Origin of the sequence: Pseudomonas sp. CBS (genome assembly GCF_024734645.1) — a bacterium.
Classification (GTDB): Bacteria; Pseudomonadota; Gammaproteobacteria; order Pseudomonadales; family Pseudomonadaceae; genus Aquipseudomonas.
In genome coordinates, this window is record NZ_CP102929.1 from 6114968 (window position 1) to 6131137 (window position 16170).

A 16170-nucleotide genomic window follows, 5' to 3' on the forward strand; every position below is an offset into this window, starting at 1 on the left:
GTTCCAACCGCTTATTTGTCGTTCGGGAATCTTCTTTCATGGGTCTGAGTAAATATTTTTTTGTGGGCTGCTTGTCGTTGGTCAGCCTGGCGAGTCATGCCGAAACCCTCAATGGCCTCTATCAAGTGCTGGAGCCAGTCAGCAGCCAATCTCCCCAGGAGCGTGACCAGGCTACCCAGCGTGCCCTGCAAACCCTGGTGATCCGCCTGACCGGCGACGCGAAGGCCGCCGATGGCCCGGGCCTGGCGGCGATTCGCAAGGACCCGCAACAGATCATCAGCCAATACGGCTACGACGCCGGCCCTCCGGAAAGCCTGCAAGTGGATTTCGACCCCGTCAGTACCGATCGCGCCTTGCGTGGTGCGGGCCTGGCGCTGTGGGGCAGCAATCGGCCGTCGATCCTCGGTTGGTGGCTGAACGACTCCGTCGACGGCAGCAGCCTGGTAGGTGATGGCCAGGCCGTCGCCCAACCGCTGCGTCGCGCGGCCCAGCACCGTGGTTTGCCTTTGCGCCTGCCGCTGGGTGACCTGGACGAACAAATCGTCGCCACTGCCCCGAATCTTGAAAGCCCCGACGCCACGCCGCTGCGTGCCGCGTCCGAACGTTACGGCGCCGACGCCTTGCTGGCGGTTCATGCCCGCGAAGACGGCGGCCAATGGTCGGCCAAATGGCGCCTGTGGCTGGGGGATAAAAGCGAGCAGGGCACCGCCACCGGTACTGACACCGCTGCGCTGGCCGACGCCGTGCTGCTGGCTGTCAGCGAACGCCTGGCACCGCGCTTTGCGGTCAAGGCCGGTGCTTCCACCAGCGATCAGTTGCTGGAAGTGCAGGGCATGAACCTTGAGCATTACGCCGCCCTGGGTCATCTGCTGGAGCCGTTTGGGGCCCAGCCGGTGCGGGTGGATGGCAGTCGCATCGTCTATCGTGTGAATGGCAGCGCCGAGCAGTTGCGCACCCAGTTGAGCCTGGCCAAGTTGCAGGAAATCCCGGCGGGTGAAGCGCCGTCTCCGCAGCCGGTGGTGGAAGGCGCGCAACCGGCACCGGTCGAGCCGACGCCGCAGCTACGTTTTCATTGGTAAGCGGTCTTCCTTCTTATATAGAAGCAGGAAGCAAATAATAGAGGGAGTGGTTTATGGCGGATACGCGTCGTTGGGTGTGGCTTGGCGGGATTGTCCTGCTGTGCGTTTTTGTGTTCCTGCTGCATTCGATCCTGACGCCGTTCCTGGTCGCGTTACTGCTGGCCTACCTGTTCGATCCCGTGGTGGATCGCCTGGAAAAGATCGGCCTGTCCCGTACCTGGGGCGTGGTGGCGGTGTTCGCGTTGTTCACCTTGATCATCACGGCGTTGGTGCTGGTGCTGGTGCCGATGCTGGCCAAGCAATTGTTCAAGCTCTATGAACTGGCGCCGCAGATGCTCGACTGGCTGCAACACACGGCGATGCCGTGGGCGCAGGCCAAGCTGGGGCTGGCAGACGGGTTCTGGAAGTTTGACAAGGTCAAGGCCGCCATCAGTGAGCACATGGGCCAGACCACTGACATCGTCGGCGTGGTGTTGAGCCAGGCGACGGCTTCGAGCCTGGCGCTGATTGGTTGGCTGACCAACCTGGTGCTGATCCCGGTAGTGGCGTTCTACCTGCTGCGGGACTGGGACATCATGATGGCCAAAATCCGCGGCCTGCTGCCGCGGGATCGCGAGGAGCGCATCGTCTCCCTGGCCGGAGAGTGTCATGAGGTGCTCGGCGCCTTCGTCCGTGGCCAGTTGCTGGTAATGCTGGCGCTGGGGATCATCTATGCGGCGGGGCTGATGGCTATCGGCCTGGAGCTGGGGTTGTTGATCGGCCTGATTGCCGGTTTGGCGGCCATCGTGCCGTACATGGGCTTTGTGATCGGGATTGGTGCGGCGCTGGTGGCCGGGCTGTTCCAGTTCCACGGCGACCTGTACCCGATGCTCGGGATTGTCGCGGTGTTCATGGTCGGCCAGGCCCTGGAGGGCATGGTGCTGACGCCGTTGCTGGTGGGTGACCGGATCGGCCTGCACCCGGTGGCAGTGATCTTTGCGATCCTGGCGGGCGGCGAGTTGTTCGGCTTCACCGGTATCCTGCTGGCGCTGCCGGTGGCGGCGGTGATCATGGTGCTGGTGCGCCATGTGCACGACCTGTACAAGGACTCGGACATGTACGCCGGGGTCGAGGATCCGGAGTTATAACCGCAGCATCACAAACCCGGCTCAAGGCCGGGTTTGTCGTTTATCGGCTCTGGCGTTTCGCCATTGCGTCAAACAATCTTCACCAAATCCAACAAGTTAACGCAAACCTTTGATTTTGCTTGTGGTCTGCTGCATTGTGCGCCCGGCGTCACGGGTATAAACTTTGCAAACTTTACACAGAGGTCACTAACGGTTCGATTGGAGCCGTTCAGTCAGCATGAAACCGATTCAGCTGCCCCTAGGTGTGCGTCTGCGTGACGACGCTACCTTTATCAATTACTACCCAGGCGCCAATGCCGCTGCACTCGGCTATGTCGAGCGGCTCTGCGAAGCCGACGCCGGGTGGACCGAAAGCCTGATCTACCTCTGGGGCAAGCATGGCGTGGGGCGTACCCACTTGTTACAGGCCGCTTGCCTGCGCTTCGAGCAGATGGGGGAGCCGGCAGTTTACTTGCCGCTGGCGGAGCTGCTGGACCGTGGTATCGAGATCCTCGACAACCTTGAGCAATACGAACTGGTTTGTCTGGACGACTTGCACGCGGTAGCGGGGCGGGCGGACTGGGAAGAGGCGCTGTTCCATCTGTTCAACCGCTTGCGTGACAGTGGCCGGCGTTTGTTGATTGCCGCGTCCACCTCGCCACGTGAGTTGCCGGTGAAGCTGGCCGACTTGAAGTCGCGGCTGACCCTGGCGCTGATCTTCCAGATGCGCCCGTTGTCCGACGAAGACAAACTGCGTGCCCTGCAATTGCGTGCGTCCCGCCGCGGGCTGCACCTGACCGACGAGGTCGGGCATTTTATCCTCACTCGCGGCACCCGCAGCATGAGTGCACTGTTCGACTTGCTCGAACAGCTCGATCAGGCCTCCTTGCAGGCCCAGCGCAAGCTGACCATCCCCTTCCTGAAGGAAACCCTCGGCTGGTAGCCAGCCCTTTGAAATCGCGGCTTTCGGCAAATTCCAGGCGCCAGAAAACCTGCATTTGAGCCATTTTGGCCATGCAAATGGGGGCTATAGGGTGTTAAGGGCTTAGATGTCATAGTTCAAACAAGAAGTCACATAGATCACGATTGAATTTGCAAATCGATGTGATAGAAGGCATAGTCTCGGCTTCTTTACACATCAGCCACGGTCGTGCCCATGCTAAATCGCTTCGCACCCCTCGTGCCTCTCGCACTCGTTACCCTGTTGTTTGGTTGCGCCACCCACACTCAAAACGTGGCTGAGCAGCAAAAACCAGCACAACAGTCCCAGGCAAAATTCGTTGCGTCGCAGTCTTCCACTGTTTACCAGGAAGAAATCGCAACTGAAAAAGAACTCGCCGACTTCGCCGGCAGCAAGCCTTACCAGCTTCCAGTTCTGGCCGACAGCATTCTCGAACGTGGCATGTCCCTGATCGGTACCCGTTACCGTTTCGGCGGTACCTCTGAAGCCGGTTTCGACTGCAGCGGTTTCATCGGCTACCTGTTCCGCGAGGAAGCCGGCATGAATCTGCCGCGTTCCACCCGCGAAATGATCAACGTGGATGCACCGTTGGTCGCGCGGAACAACCTCAAGCCCGGTGATCTGCTTTTCTTTAGTACGGCTGGTCGCGGTCGTGTCAGTCACGCCGGTATCTACCTGGGCGACAACCAGTTTATCCACTCCAGCAGCCGCCGCAGCGGTGGTGTGCGAGTCGACAACCTGGGTGACAGCTACTGGAGCAAAACCTTCATCGAAGCCAAGCGCGCCCTGGCGATGGCCCCGACTACCGTTACCGCTAGCAAGTAAAGTTAAAGTGATACTTGAAGTTTGACGTGTAAGCGCTAGAATCCCTGGACATTGTTGTAAATCGATCGCGCGAGCCTTGCTTGCGCGTTCTGTTTTTCAACGTTCGGCAGCGAAAGCCGCATCCAGATCAGGATTGTTCTGCCCATGTCGACCTCGGCCCGCCTAATTCTTCTTGTTTGCGCCGCGCTGCTCAGCGCCTGCGCAAGCCGTCCTCCGCCTGCGCCCGTGGCCGTCAAGCCCAAGCCGGTGTTCAATACCTACGCCACCCAGAATTTTTCGCCTGCGGCCGAAGACGTGCTCTTTCGTGCGCTGGGCCTGGTCGGCACGCCTTATCGTTGGGGCGGCAACACGCCGGACTCGGGGTTTGATTGCAGTGGCTTGATCGGTTTCGTCTACCGTGACGCGGCGGGCATCTCTCTGCCGCGCACCACCCGCGAGCTGATCGTGATGCGCGCCCAGGACGTGAGCGAAAACAACCTGCAGACCGGCGACCTGATTTTCTTCGCCACCGGTGGCGGCTCGCAGGTCAGCCACGCCGGGATCTACGTGGGTGAAGGCCGCTTTGTGCATGCGCCGCAAACCGGCGGTACGGTGAAGCTGGACACGCTGTCCAAAGCCTATTGGCAAAACGCCTACCTGAGCGCCAAGCGTGTGTTGCCAGCCGAGCACCTGGCACGAAACCCCTAGGAAAACACGAAACCCAATGTGGGAGTGGGCTTGCTCGCGAATGCAGTGTGTCAGTCACTTTGTTGTCGGCTGATCCACCGTATTCGCGAGCAAGCCCGCTCCCACATTTGTTTTGCGGTGTTTGCGCAGTGGGCTATTTAGCCGCCGACACCCGCCACACCTTGTTCCCCACATCATCTGCCACCAACAAATCCCCCTGCTTGTCGATCACCACGCCGACCGGGCGGCCCATGGCTTTCTCATCGCTGTTGAGGAAGCCGGTCAGCACATCCACCGGCTGGCCTTTTGGCTTGCCTGCCTCAAACGGCACGAAGATCACCTTGTAGCCACTGTGGGGCTTGCGGTTCCACGAACCATGTTGGCCGATAAACGCGCCATTGCTGAATTGCGCCGGTAACTTGCTGCCATCAGCAAAGGTCAGTCCCAGCGAGGCTGTGTGCGGGCCGACTGCATAATCCGGGGCAATCGCCTTGGCCACCAGGTCCAGGTTCTGCGGTGTGACCCGCACATCCACGTGCTGCCCGTAGTAACTGAATGGCCACCCGTAGAAGGCGCCATCCTTGACCGAGGTGATGTAGTCCGGCACCAGATCGCTGCCGATTTCATCGCGCTCGTTGACGGCCGTCCATAGCGCGCCGCTTTGCGGTTCCCAGGCCATGCCGTTGGGGTTGCGCAGGCCGGAGGCGAAGATGCGGTGTTGGCCGGTGGCGCGGTCCACTTCCCAGATCGCGGCCCGGCCTTGTTCCGCTTCCAGGCCATTTTCCCCGACGTTGCTGTTGGAGCCCACGCTGACGTACAGCTTGCTGCCGTCCTTGCTGGCGATCACGTTCTTGGTCCAGTGATGGTTAATGCTGCCGCCCGGCAAGTCGGTGACGGTGGTGCCGGCGTCCTTGATCGAGGTTTCCCCAGGCTGATAAGGGAAGCGCAGCAATTTGTCCGAATCGGCGACATACAGGTCGTTGCCCACCAGCGTCATGCCGAACGGCGAGTTCAGGTTCTCCAGGAACACCGTACGGGTTTCGGCCACGCCGTCGTGGTCGGCGTCCCGCAGCAGGGTGATGCGGTTCGGGCTCGGCACGCCGGCCCCGGCACGGCCCATGACTTTCTCCATCACCCAGCCACGAATGCCCTTGGCATCATCCGGCTTGGGCGGCGCGTTGGTTTCCGCCACCAGCACGTCGCCATTGGGCAGCACGTACAGCCAGCGTGGGTGATCCAGGCCTTCGGCGAACGCGGCCACCTGGGTGCCCGCGGCCGGAGTTGGCTTGACGCCTTCGGGCCAGCCGATGGCCGGGGCGATGTTCACCGTGGGGATCAGGGTTTTATTCGGCTCCGGCAGTTTGGGCGAGGGTCCGGTGCCGTCGGACACCTGAAGGGTCGAGCTTTCACCACAGGCGGCGAGGGTGCCGGCGACCATGATCAGTAGGGCAAGTCGGGTCTTGTGCATGGTTTTCTCCTTAATACCTGTAGTGGTAGAGGAGCGCAGCGGCCCGATGGTTCACGCGCATGTCCGGCTTTAATTGACGCTCCACCCCCAACCCACTAACCTTCGCGGCTTGTTTCAGGTGCTCTGTGGCGTACGCGCCGACTGAGTGAAACAGGGAAGCCGGTGAGTGAGCGCACTTTTCTACAGTGCCGCCACGATTCCGGCGCTGCTGCCCCGCAACGGTAAATGAGTCAAGACGGTGCCTTAAGCCACTGTATCGCCCGCGATATGGGAAGGCGCACCCTCGGCATCCCATGCCACTCATGAGCCCGGAGACCGGCCTGATCCATCCAACAGCATCACGGTGGGCGATGCTTGGCTGTCTGTATTGTCTTTTTCCTGCCCGCCGTTTTTGTCCAGCCCCAACGGAGAGCTGCCATGACTGAATCCCCCGATCGTGACGAACGCCACCTGGCGCGCATGCTGCGCAAAAAAGCCGTGATTGATGAGCGCATTGCCAACTCACCGAACGAGTGCGGGTTGCTGCTGGTGCTCACCGGCAACGGCAAAGGCAAGAGCAGTTCTGCCTTTGGCATGCTGGCGCGAGCCATGGGCCACGGCATGCAATGCGGCGTGGTGCAGTTCATCAAGGGCCGTAATAGCACCGGCGAAGAACTGTTCTTCCGGCGTTTCCCCGAGCAGGTGCGCTTCCACGTGATGGGCGAAGGTTTTACCTGGGAAACCCAGGACCGTGCGCGCGACATCGTGGCCGCCGAAGCCGCCTGGGCGGTCTCCCGGGAAATGCTGCAGAACCCGGCCATCGGCCTGGTGGTGCTGGACGAGCTGAACATCGCCCTCAAGCACGGCTACCTCGACCTGGACCAGGTACTCGGCGACCTGCAAGCCCGCCCGCCGATGCAGCACGTGCTGGTGACTGGCCGAGGCGCCAAACCCGAATTGATCGAAATGGCCGACACCGTGACTGAAATGGGCATGCTCAAGCACGCCTTCCAGGCCGGTATCAAGGCGCAGAAAGGCATCGAACTTTGAACCAGCCCCGTCACTGTCCTGCTGTGCTGATCGCCGCACCGGCGTCCGGCCAGGGCAAAACCACCGTCACCGCCGCGCTGGCCCGTTTGCACCGCAACCTGGGGCGCAAGGTGCGGGTGTTCAAATGCGGCCCGGACTTTCTCGACCCGATGATCCACGAGCGCGCCAGTGGTGCGCCGGTCTATCAGTTGGACATGTGGATGGTGGGCGAGCAGGAAAGTCGCCGGTTGCTGTGGGAAGCGGCGGGGGAAGCCGACCTGATCCTGATCGAAGGCGTGATGGGCTTGTTCGACGGCACGCCGTCCAGCGCCGACCTTGCGCGGCACTTTGGCGTGCCGGTACTGGCGGTGATCGACGGCACGGCCATGGCCCAGACCTTCGGCGCCCTGGCATTGGGCCTGGCGCGTTACCAGCCGGACCTGCCGTTCGCCGGTGTGCTGGCTAACCGCGTCGGCACACTGCGCCACGCGCAATTGCTCGAAGGCAGCCTTACCGAAGGCCTGCGCTGGTACGGCGCGCTGTCCCGGGAAACCGGTATCGAGTTGCCCAGCCGCCACCTTGGCCTGGTGCAGGCCAGCGAATTGAACGACCTTGATCTACGACTCGACGCCGCCGCCCAGGCCTTGGGCAGCAGTTGCGAGGTAGCGCTGCCACCGCCGGTGGAATTCGCCGCACCCGAGTTGATCGAGACCCAACCGTTGCTGGCCGGTGTGCGCATTGCCGTGGCCCGCGACGAAGCCTTCGCCTTTACCTACGGTGCCAGCCTCGACCTGCTGCGGGCGATGGGCGCCGAGCTGTGCTTCTTCTCGCCGATTCGCGACCGCGCGTTGCCCGACGCTGACAGCCTCTACCTGCCGGGCGGTTACCCGGAACTGCATCACCAGGCGCTGTCGGAAAATACCCCGATGCTGGCCGCCATTCGCGCCCATCACGCTGCCGGCAAGCCGCTGCTGGCCGAATGCGGCGGCATGCTCTATCTGCTGGACTCGCTCACCGATGTCGACGGCACCCGTGCCGAACTGGTGGGCCTGCTCCAGGGTGATGCCGTGATGCAGAAACGTCTGGCGGCGCTGGCCCTGCAAAACGTCGAACTGCCCGAAGGCCTGCTGCGTGGCCACACTTATCATCACTCGTTGACCAGCACAGAATGGCAGCCGATTGCCCGGGGCCTGAGCCCGAATGGCGGGCGCGGCGCCGAGGCGGTTTATCGTCAGGGCCGGATGACGGCTTCCTACGTGCACTTTTACTTCCCGTCCAACCCGACAGCGGTGGCTGCCCTGTTTGCGCCAAGCCTTGAGACCGCCATCGCAGGCAAGCCAGCTCCCACACTTGACCGAGTTGAAACGCAATCTACGGTGGGAGCGGGCTTGCCCGCGATGAGGCCATGACGGACAACGCCTTTCCGGAAGCCGACCGCGAAGCCGTCTACCGCGCCATCGCCGAACGCCGTGACATGCGCCACTTCAGCGGTGGCACCGTCGCGCCTGAATTGCTCCACCGCCTGCTGCAAGCCGCCCACCAGGCGCCGAGCGTCGGCTTGATGCAGCCCTGGCGTTTTATCCGCATCAGCGACCGCAACCTGCGCGGCCAGATCCAGCAGCTAGTGGAAGAAGAACGCGTACGCACCGCCGAAGCCCTTGGCGAGCGCTCCGACCAGTTTATGAAGCTCAAGGTCGAAGGCATCAACGACTGTGCCGAAGTACTGGTGGCGGCGTTGATGGACGATCGCGAACGGCATATCTTCGGGCGCCGTACCTTGCCGGAAATGGACATGGCGTCGTTGTCCTGCGCGATCCAGAATCTATGGCTGGCCGCCCGCGTCGAAGGGCTGGGCATGGGCTGGGTCTCGTTGTTCGAGCCCCAGGCCCTGGCCGACCTGCTGGGCCTGCCGCCCGGCGCCAAGCCGCTGGCCGTGTTGTGCCTGGGCCCGGTGACCGAGTTCTACCCGGCACCGATGTTGCAGCTCGAAGGCTGGACCGAACCACGGCCACTGAGTGACATGTTGTACGAGAATGTTTGGGGAGTGAGTCAATGAGTGTGGCCTTGCTGAGTGTCGCTGCGGTGGCGCTGGATGCGCTGCTGGGCGAGCCCAGGCGCTGGCATCCGCTGGTAGCGTTCGGCAATTTTGCCGAGCGTATCGAGCAGCGTTTCAACTCCGGCGGCCGTGGCTGGCGCAGTCATGGCGTCACCGCGTGGGTGATCGCAGTGGTGCCGCTGACGCTGCTGGCCACGGCCCTGTCGTGGGCGCCGTATATCGGCTGGGTATTGGAAATCCTCGCGCTGTACTGCGCCCTGGGCATGCGCAGCCTCGGTGAACACGTGCTGCCGGTCGCGCAGGCGCTGCGCAGCGATGACCTGGACGAGGCCCGTAAGCGTGTCAGCTACCTGGTAAGCCGCCAGACCAGCGAACTGGACCAAACGGAAGTGGCCCGCGCGGCCACCGAATCGGTGCTGGAAAACGGCAGCGATGCGGTGTTCGCTGCACTGTTCTGGTTTGTGGTCGCTGGCGTGCCCGGCGTGGTGCTCTATCGACTGAGCAACACCCTGGATGCCATGTGGGGCTATCGCAATGAACGCTTTGAGCGTTTCGGCTGGGCCGCAGCAAAGATCGACGACGTGCTCAACTACATTCCGGCGCGCCTGGTGGCGTTGACCTACGCGCTGCTGGGCAAAACCCGCCTGGCCCTCAAATGCTGGCGCACTCAGGGCCCGACCTGGGACAGCCCCAACGCCGGCCCGGTGATGGCGGCAGGCGCTGGCGCCCTTGGCGTGGAGCTGGGTGGCGCGGCGATTTATCACGGCGAGCTGCACCAGCGCCCGCAACTGGGCGAAGGCCCGCCCGCGGATGCGGATTCCATCGAGCGTGGCTGGCAACTGGTGCAACGCGGCGTGTGGCTTTGGTTGCTGATCCTGTGTGTGGGGGCTGAATTTTATGCTTGAGCACGGTGGCCGCTTGCGCAAGGCGGCGTTGCAATACGGGATTGCAGAGGGCGATTGGCTGGACCTGTCCAGTGGCCTGGCGCCATGGCCGTTTCCGATCCCGGACATCCCGCTGCGGGCCTGGGCGCGCCTGCCTGAAACCGATGACGGCCTGGAACAGGCCGCCTGCGAATATTACGGCGCCCCCCATGTACTGCCGGTGGCCGGTTCCCAGGCCGCAATCCAGTTACTGCCGCGGCTGCGCCGGGCGGGCAAGGTCGGTGTGCTGTCGCCGTGCTACGCCGAGCATGCTGAAGCCTGGCGTCGCGCCGGCTATATCGTGCGCGAAGTACTGGAGCAGGAAGTCGACTTCTTCCTCGACGGCCTCGACGTATTGGTGGTGGTCAACCCCAACAACCCCACCGGCCTGAGCCTGCCGCCGCAACGCCTGCTGGACTGGCATGCTCGGTTGGCCCAGCGTGGCGGCTGGCTGGTGGTGGACGAAGCGTTCATGGACATCACCCCGCAACTGAGCCTGGCGAGCCAAGCCCATCAAGTTGGCCTGATTGTGCTGCGCTCCTTTGGCAAATTCTTCGGCCTGGCCGGCGTGCGGCTAGGGTTTGTGCTGGCCGAGCGCCAGCTGCTCAAGCTGCTCGCCGAACAGGTGGGGCCTTGGGCCGTCAGCGGGCCGACGCGGGTGCTTGGGCAAGTGTGCCTGCGCGATACCGTCGGCCATGCGCAACAGCGGTTGCGTTGCGAGTCGGCCAGCCAGCGTCTGTTTGACGTACTTGAACGCCATGGCTTGCGACCTCAGGGTGGCTGCGGGTTGTTCCAGTGGATGATCACGGACCGGGCAGAGCAGCTGCATGAATTCATGGCCCAGCGCGGTATTTTGCTGCGCCTGTTTGTCGACAACAGCAGCTTGCGTTTCGGCCTGCCGGATACCGAGGCCGACTGGTTACGGCTGGAACAGGCGCTGAGCGCCTACAGGGAAGCCTCATGAGTACCTTGATGGTGCAGGGCACCACATCCGACGCGGGCAAAAGCACGTTGGTGACCGCGCTGTGTCGCTGGCTGGTGCGCCAGGGCATCCCGGTGGTGCCCTTCAAACCCCAGAACATGGCACTCAACAGCGCCGTGACTGCCGAAGGCGGCGAAATCGGCCGAGCCCAGGCGGTGCAGGCCCAGGCCGCGAACCTGGCGCCCCACACCGACATGAACCCGGTGCTGCTCAAACCCAACAGCGACACGGGCTCCCAAGTGATCATCCACGGGCGCGCCGTGACCACCATGAATGCCGTGGCTTATCACGATTACAAAGCCATCGCGATGCAAGCGGTGCTGGCCTCCCATGCGCGGTTGAGTGCGGCGTACCCGGTGGTGATGGTCGAGGGTGCAGGTTCGCCGGCCGAGATCAATCTGCGGGCGAACGACATTGCCAACATGGGCTTCGCCGAAGCGGTGGACTGCCCGGTGCTGCTGATTGCCGACATCAATCGCGGCGGGGTGTTTGCGCACCTGGTGGGCACGCTGGAATTGTTGTCGCCCACCGAACAAGCGCGGGTCAAAGGCTTCATCATCAACCGGTTTCGCGGGGATATTGCGCTGTTGCAGCCGGGGCTGGATTGGCTGGAAGCGCGTACCGGCAAGCCGGTGGTGGGGGTGTTGCCGTATGTGATGGACCTGCATCTGGAGGCGGAGGACGGTATCGACCAGCGCCAGATCGACAAGGCGGCGCAGGTGCTCAAGGTGGTGGTGCCGGTGTTGCCGCGGATCAGTAATCACACGGATTTTGATCCGTTGCGGTTGCATCCGCAGGTGGATTTGCAGTTTGTGGGGCCGGGGCAGGCGATTCCTGCGGCGGACCTGATTATTTTGCCGGGCTCGAAGAGTGTGCGCAGTGATTTGGCGTATTTGCGGGCCAATGGGTGGGACACGGCGGTGGCGCGGCACCTGCGTTATGGCGGGAAGGTGTTGGGGATTTGTGGTGGGTTGCAGATGCTCGGGGAGCAGGTGCATGACCCGCTGGGGCTGGAAGGGCCTCGCGGGTCGAGTGCGGGGTTGGGGTTGTTGGCGCTCAGTACGACCCTGGAGGAGGAGAAGCAGCTGCGTAATGTGCGCGGGCGGTTGTTGCTGGAGGATGCCGAGGTGAGTGGGTATGAGATCCACGCGGGCGTAACCAGTGGCGCTGGTTTGGTGCGGGCTGCGGTGCAGTTGGACGATGGGCGTCGGGATGGGGCGCAGAGTGAGGATGGGCAGGTTCTTGGGACCTATTTGCATGGGGTGTTTGAGGCTCCGGCGGCCTGTAGTGCTTTGTTGCGTTGGGCCGGGTTGGAAGATGTGCAAGAGGTGGATTATCACGGGTTGCGGGAGCGGGATATTGAGCGGTTGGCGGATTTGGTAGAGCAGCATCTGGATACCGGGTTGCTGCGTTCGTTGTGTGGGGTTTGAGTTGGTTGTAATGGACCGTGTACATATCCGTTGCTGCGGTAACGGCGGCTTGTGGTTCCGCTCTTACAGCGGGTCACTTTTGGCAAACGCCCGGAATGCCGGCCCAGCCAAAAGTAACCAAAAGGTCTTTGCCCCACCACTCGGTGCCTCGCCCAGGCTCGGCATACCCGCACTCCGGCACGGCCATCGTGGTTAATGGGGCCCGCAGATCAAGATCAAAAGCACGCAGCCTCGCTGGCGCTCGACAGCTGCTACGGGCGGTGTGGCTCTGCTTTTCTGTGGGAGCGGGCTTGCTCGCGAAAAACCTGAGGGCGCCGCGTTGAATCAGGATGCCCGCGTCATCGTTAACGACCTTCGCGAGCAAGCCCGCTCCCACATTTGGACCGTGCCCGCTTTAGATTTTGATTTTGCTTTTAACACTCAAGCCGGCCGGTAGGCCGCTGTGCTCTTGCTTTTGATCTTGATTTTGATCTTAGGCGCCCCGTTAAACCACGCTGGCCGAACGCAGGCTTTGGAGCGTGGGTAACCCGGCAGGACGCCGGGTTAGCCGTCCTGGGCCAAGGATGGCCCATGACGGCGGCCCACGGTCCAAAGCCGGAGTGAGGGCACTCCGAGCCTAGGCGAGGAGCCGAGTGGTGGGGCAAGAGCGTTTTGCTTACTTTTGCGCTTTTCAAAAGTGAGCCGCTGTAAGAGCGGAACCCATAGTCGCCGTTACAAAAATAACGGATATACACACAGTCAAAAACAGGCACACCCCATGCTCCAGTTGATCCTCGGCGGCGCCCGCTCCGGCAAAAGCCGCCTGGCTGAAAAACTCGCCACCGACAGCGGCCTAAGCGTCACCTACATAGCGACCAGCCAACCCCTGGACGGCGAAATGACCGCACGCGTCGCCCACCACCGCGAGCGCCGCCCATCCGAATGGGGCCTGATCGAAGAGCCCGTCGAACTGGCCCGTGTCCTCAAGGAAAACGCCACCCCGAACCATTGCCTGCTGATCGACTGCCTCACCTTATGGCTCACCAACCTACTGATGCTCGAAGACCCCGACCGTCTCAAGTACGAGCGCGAGGCCTTGCTACACACCCTGGCCACCCTCCCAGGAGAAATCATTTTTGTCAGCAACGAGACCGGACTGGGTGTCGTCCCGCTGGGCGAATTGACTCGCCGCTATGTCGATGAAGCCGGATGGCTGCATCAAGCCTTGGCCGAACGTTGTCAGCGCGTTGTCCTGACCGTCGCCGGCCTGCCCCTGACTTTAAAAGGTACTGCGTTATGACCGACACCTGGTGGCTCAACCCCTGCAAAACGATCGACACCCAAGCCCACGAACAAGCCCTGGCCCGCCAGCAGCAACTGACCAAGCCCGCCGGCTCCCTCGGCCAACTGGAAGCCGTGGCCGTCCAACTGGCCGGCCTCCAGGGCCAGGTCAAACCCAGCGTCGACCACCTGTGGATCGCGATCTTCGCCGGCGACCACGGTGTAGTCGCCGAAGGTGTCTCCGCCTTCCCCCAGGAAGTCACCGGCCAGATGCTCCACAACTTCGTCACCGGCGGCGCCGCCATCAGCGTACTTGCGCGCCAACTGGACGCAAAACTGGAGGTAGTCGACCTGGGCACCATCACCCCCACCTTGAGCCTGCCCGGCGTACGCCACCTCAACCTCGGCGCCGGCACCGCCAACTTCGTCAATGGCCCGGCCATGACCGAAGCCCAGGGCCGCCTGGCCCTGCAAGCCGGCCGCGACAGCGCGCTCCGCGCCACCGCGAGCGGCGCGCAACTGTTTATCGGCGGCGAAATGGGCATCGGCAACACCACCGCCGCCAGTGCCCTGGCCTGCGCGCTGCTGGACTGCCAGGTCAGTGACCTGACCGGCCCCGGTACCGGCTTGAACGCCCAGGGTGTCAGCCACAAAGTCGCCGTCATCCAGCGCGCCCTGGCACTGCACGCAGGCGACCGTGGTGACGCCCTGAAAACCCTGTTCAACCTCGGCGGCTTTGAAATTGCCGCGCTGGTCGGCGCCTACCTGGCCTGTGCTCAAGAAGGGGTCGTGGTGCTGGTGGACGGCTTTATCTGCACGGTCGCCGCGCTGGTCGCCACGCGCCTGAATCCCGGCTGCCGTGAATGGTTGCTGTTCGGCCATCGCGGTGCTGAGCCCGGCCATCGTCACGTGCTGCAAAGCCTCAATGCCGAACCACTGCTGGAGCTCGGCCTGCGCCTGGGCGAAGGCAGCGGTGCCGCGCTGGCCGTGCCGTTGCTGCGCCTGGCCTGCGCGCTGCACGGGCAAATGGCGACCTTCGCCGAAGCGGCCGTGGCGGATCGCCCGGCATGACCTTGCACCTGGACCTGCTGCGCCACGGCGAAACCGAACTGGGCGGCGGCTTGCGCGGCAGCCTGGACGATGCGCTCACGGCCAAGGGCTGGAAGCAGATGCGTGGGGCGGTGGTGGAGCAGGGCCCGTGGGACCGACTGGTCAGCTCGCCGCTGCAACGTTGCGCACGGTTTGCTGATGAGCTGGGCGCGCGCCTGAACCTGACGGTCACCCTGGAAAAAGACCTGCAGGAGCTACACTTCGGCGCCTGGGAAGGGCAGAGCGCCGCTGCCCTGATGGAAACCGATGCCGACGCGCTGGGCCTGTTCTGGGCTGATCCCTACCGTTTCACGCCGCCCCAGGGCGAGCCGGTTTCGCAGTTCTCCGCGCGCGTATTGGGGGCTGTCGCGCGCTTGCATCAAGCCTATGACGGCCAGCGAGTGCTGCTGATCAGCCACGGCGGAGTCATGCGTTTGCTATTGGCCCAGGCGCGTGGCTTGCCTCGTGAGCAACTGCTGAATGTCGAAGTCGGCCACGGTGGCCTGTTCAGCCTGCAGGTCGAGGCTGATGGCGTATTAAGGGAAGGAATCTGAGTATGTTGCCGTTCTGGATCGCCTTGCAGTTTCTCAGCAGCCTGCCGATTCGCTTGCCGGGTATGCCGCAGCCCCAGGAACTGGGGCGTTCGTTGCTGTTTTATCCGCTGGTGGGGCTGCTGTTCGGGCTGCTGCTGTGGGGCTTGAACGCCGTATTGATGGGCGCGCCATTGCTGCTGCACGCCGCGTTGTTGTTGACTGCGTGGGTGTTGCTCAGCGGCGGCTTGCATCTGGACGGCCTGGCCGACAGCGCCGACGCCTGGCTCGGTGGCTTCGGCGACCGCGAGCGCACCCTGACCATCATGAAAGACCCGCGCAGCGGGCCGATTGCGGTGGTCACCCTGGGCCTGGTGCTGCTGCTCAAGTTCACCGCTCTGGTGGCGTTGATCGAGCAGCACAACGGCGCCGCGCTGATCCTCGCACCGCTGATTGGCCGAGCTTCGATGCTGGCGCTGTTTCTCACCACCCGCTATGTGCGCGCCGGAGGGTTGGGGCAGGCCTTGGCGGATCATTTGCCGCGCATCGTCGGCCAACAGGTGCTGATCCTCAGCGGTCTGGCGTGTATCCTGATCGGCGGTTTCAGCGGCGGGATTGCGGTGTTGCTGGCGGCCCTTTGCTTTATCGGCTTGCGCCAGCTGATGGTCAATCGCCTCGGTGGCACCACCGGCGACACCGCCGGCGCGCTGTTGGAGTTGCTGGAAGTGGCTGTGTTGGTCGGTCTGGCGCTGTAACAGTTTCTTGCATTTCATTAATCCCGGGTATA

The 16170-nt window shown here is 63.0% G+C and carries 16 protein-coding genes and 1 riboswitch; of the genes, 15 read left to right on the forward strand and 1 reads right to left on the reverse strand.

The annotated features are described in order from the left end of the window. The first annotated feature begins 38 nt into the window (after nucleotides 1–38). From NVB75_RS27940 to NVB75_RS27960, 5 genes are all read left to right on the forward strand, one after another. Complete coding sequence (locus NVB75_RS27940) at nucleotides 39–1079, forward strand: DUF2066 domain-containing protein (protein ID WP_258344274.1); 1041 nt, start codon at nucleotides 39–41, stop codon at nucleotides 1077–1079. Between the two features lie 53 nt (nucleotides 1080–1132). Next, nucleotides 1133–2206 (forward strand): AI-2E family transporter, encoded by a 1074-nt coding sequence (locus NVB75_RS27945; protein ID WP_076014750.1) that lies wholly within the window; start codon nucleotides 1133–1135, stop codon nucleotides 2204–2206. 217 nt (nucleotides 2207–2423) lie between these two features. Beyond that, entirely contained in the window at nucleotides 2424–3128 is a 705-nt protein-coding gene (hda, locus tag NVB75_RS27950) for a DnaA regulatory inactivator Hda (protein WP_076014749.1), read from the forward strand. Between the two features lie 213 nt (nucleotides 3129–3341). Continuing rightward, complete coding sequence (locus NVB75_RS27955; protein WP_258344275.1) at nucleotides 3342–3971, forward strand: C40 family peptidase; 630 nt, start codon at nucleotides 3342–3344, stop codon at nucleotides 3969–3971. 144 nt (nucleotides 3972–4115) lie between these two features. Next, nucleotides 4116–4658: a C40 family peptidase gene (locus tag NVB75_RS27960; protein WP_258344277.1), complete on the forward strand. Its 543-nt coding sequence runs from the start codon at nucleotides 4116–4118 to the stop codon at nucleotides 4656–4658. A 133-nt stretch (nucleotides 4659–4791) separates the two neighbouring features. Here the strand turns inward: NVB75_RS27960 and NVB75_RS27965 are convergent, their stop codons facing one another. Further along, on the reverse strand, nucleotides 4792–6105 hold the full coding sequence (locus NVB75_RS27965; RefSeq protein ID WP_258344278.1) for a sorbosone dehydrogenase family protein: 1314 nt from the start codon (nucleotides 6103–6105) through the stop codon (nucleotides 4792–4794). Between the two features lie 99 nt (nucleotides 6106–6204). After that, nucleotides 6205–6444: riboswitch (cobalamin riboswitch) on the forward strand. A 78-nt stretch (nucleotides 6445–6522) separates the two neighbouring features. Here NVB75_RS27965 and cobO point away from each other — a divergent pair. The 10 genes from cobO (at nucleotide 6523) to NVB75_RS28015 (ending at nucleotide 16138) form a co-directional block, all read left to right on the forward strand. Beyond that, nucleotides 6523–7134: a cob(I)yrinic acid a,c-diamide adenosyltransferase gene (gene cobO / locus NVB75_RS27970; RefSeq protein WP_258344280.1), complete on the forward strand. Its 612-nt coding sequence runs from the start codon at nucleotides 6523–6525 to the stop codon at nucleotides 7132–7134. Then, on the forward strand, nucleotides 7131–8522 hold the full coding sequence (locus NVB75_RS27975; RefSeq protein ID WP_258344281.1) for a cobyrinate a,c-diamide synthase: 1392 nt from the start codon (nucleotides 7131–7133) through the stop codon (nucleotides 8520–8522). Before cobO ends, NVB75_RS27975 begins: the two co-directional genes overlap by 4 nt. Then, on the forward strand, nucleotides 8519–9169 hold the full coding sequence (gene bluB / locus NVB75_RS27980) for a 5,6-dimethylbenzimidazole synthase (protein ID WP_177026428.1): 651 nt from the start codon (nucleotides 8519–8521) through the stop codon (nucleotides 9167–9169). The genes NVB75_RS27975 and bluB overlap by 4 nt, the downstream gene beginning before the upstream one ends. After that, a complete protein-coding gene (gene cbiB, locus NVB75_RS27985) occupies nucleotides 9166–10074 on the forward strand; it encodes an adenosylcobinamide-phosphate synthase CbiB (protein WP_258344282.1) in 909 nt (302 codons plus the stop codon). The genes bluB and cbiB overlap by 4 nt, the downstream gene beginning before the upstream one ends. Then, the gene (gene cobD, locus NVB75_RS27990) at nucleotides 10067–11056 is read left to right on the forward strand and encodes a threonine-phosphate decarboxylase CobD (protein WP_258344283.1); all 990 of its coding nucleotides are present in this window, start codon (nucleotides 10067–10069) and stop codon (nucleotides 11054–11056) included. The genes cbiB and cobD overlap by 8 nt, the downstream gene beginning before the upstream one ends. Continuing rightward, complete coding sequence (locus NVB75_RS27995; RefSeq protein WP_258344284.1) at nucleotides 11053–12504, forward strand: cobyric acid synthase; 1452 nt, start codon at nucleotides 11053–11055, stop codon at nucleotides 12502–12504. The genes cobD and NVB75_RS27995 overlap by 4 nt, the downstream gene beginning before the upstream one ends. Before the next feature lie 757 nt (nucleotides 12505–13261). Continuing rightward, complete coding sequence (cobU, locus tag NVB75_RS28000) at nucleotides 13262–13783, forward strand: bifunctional adenosylcobinamide kinase/adenosylcobinamide-phosphate guanylyltransferase (protein ID WP_258344285.1); 522 nt, start codon at nucleotides 13262–13264, stop codon at nucleotides 13781–13783. Next, a complete protein-coding gene (gene cobT / locus NVB75_RS28005) occupies nucleotides 13780–14835 on the forward strand; it encodes a nicotinate-nucleotide--dimethylbenzimidazole phosphoribosyltransferase (RefSeq protein WP_258344286.1) in 1056 nt (351 codons plus the stop codon). The genes cobU and cobT overlap by 4 nt, the downstream gene beginning before the upstream one ends. Then, nucleotides 14832–15407: an alpha-ribazole phosphatase family protein gene (gene cobC, locus NVB75_RS28010; RefSeq protein ID WP_258344287.1), complete on the forward strand. Its 576-nt coding sequence runs from the start codon at nucleotides 14832–14834 to the stop codon at nucleotides 15405–15407. The genes cobT and cobC overlap by 4 nt, the downstream gene beginning before the upstream one ends. A 2-nt stretch (nucleotides 15408–15409) precedes the next feature. Further along, on the forward strand, nucleotides 15410–16138 hold the full coding sequence (locus tag NVB75_RS28015) for an adenosylcobinamide-GDP ribazoletransferase (RefSeq protein WP_063032420.1): 729 nt from the start codon (nucleotides 15410–15412) through the stop codon (nucleotides 16136–16138). Nucleotides 16139–16170: the final 32 nt, after the last annotated feature.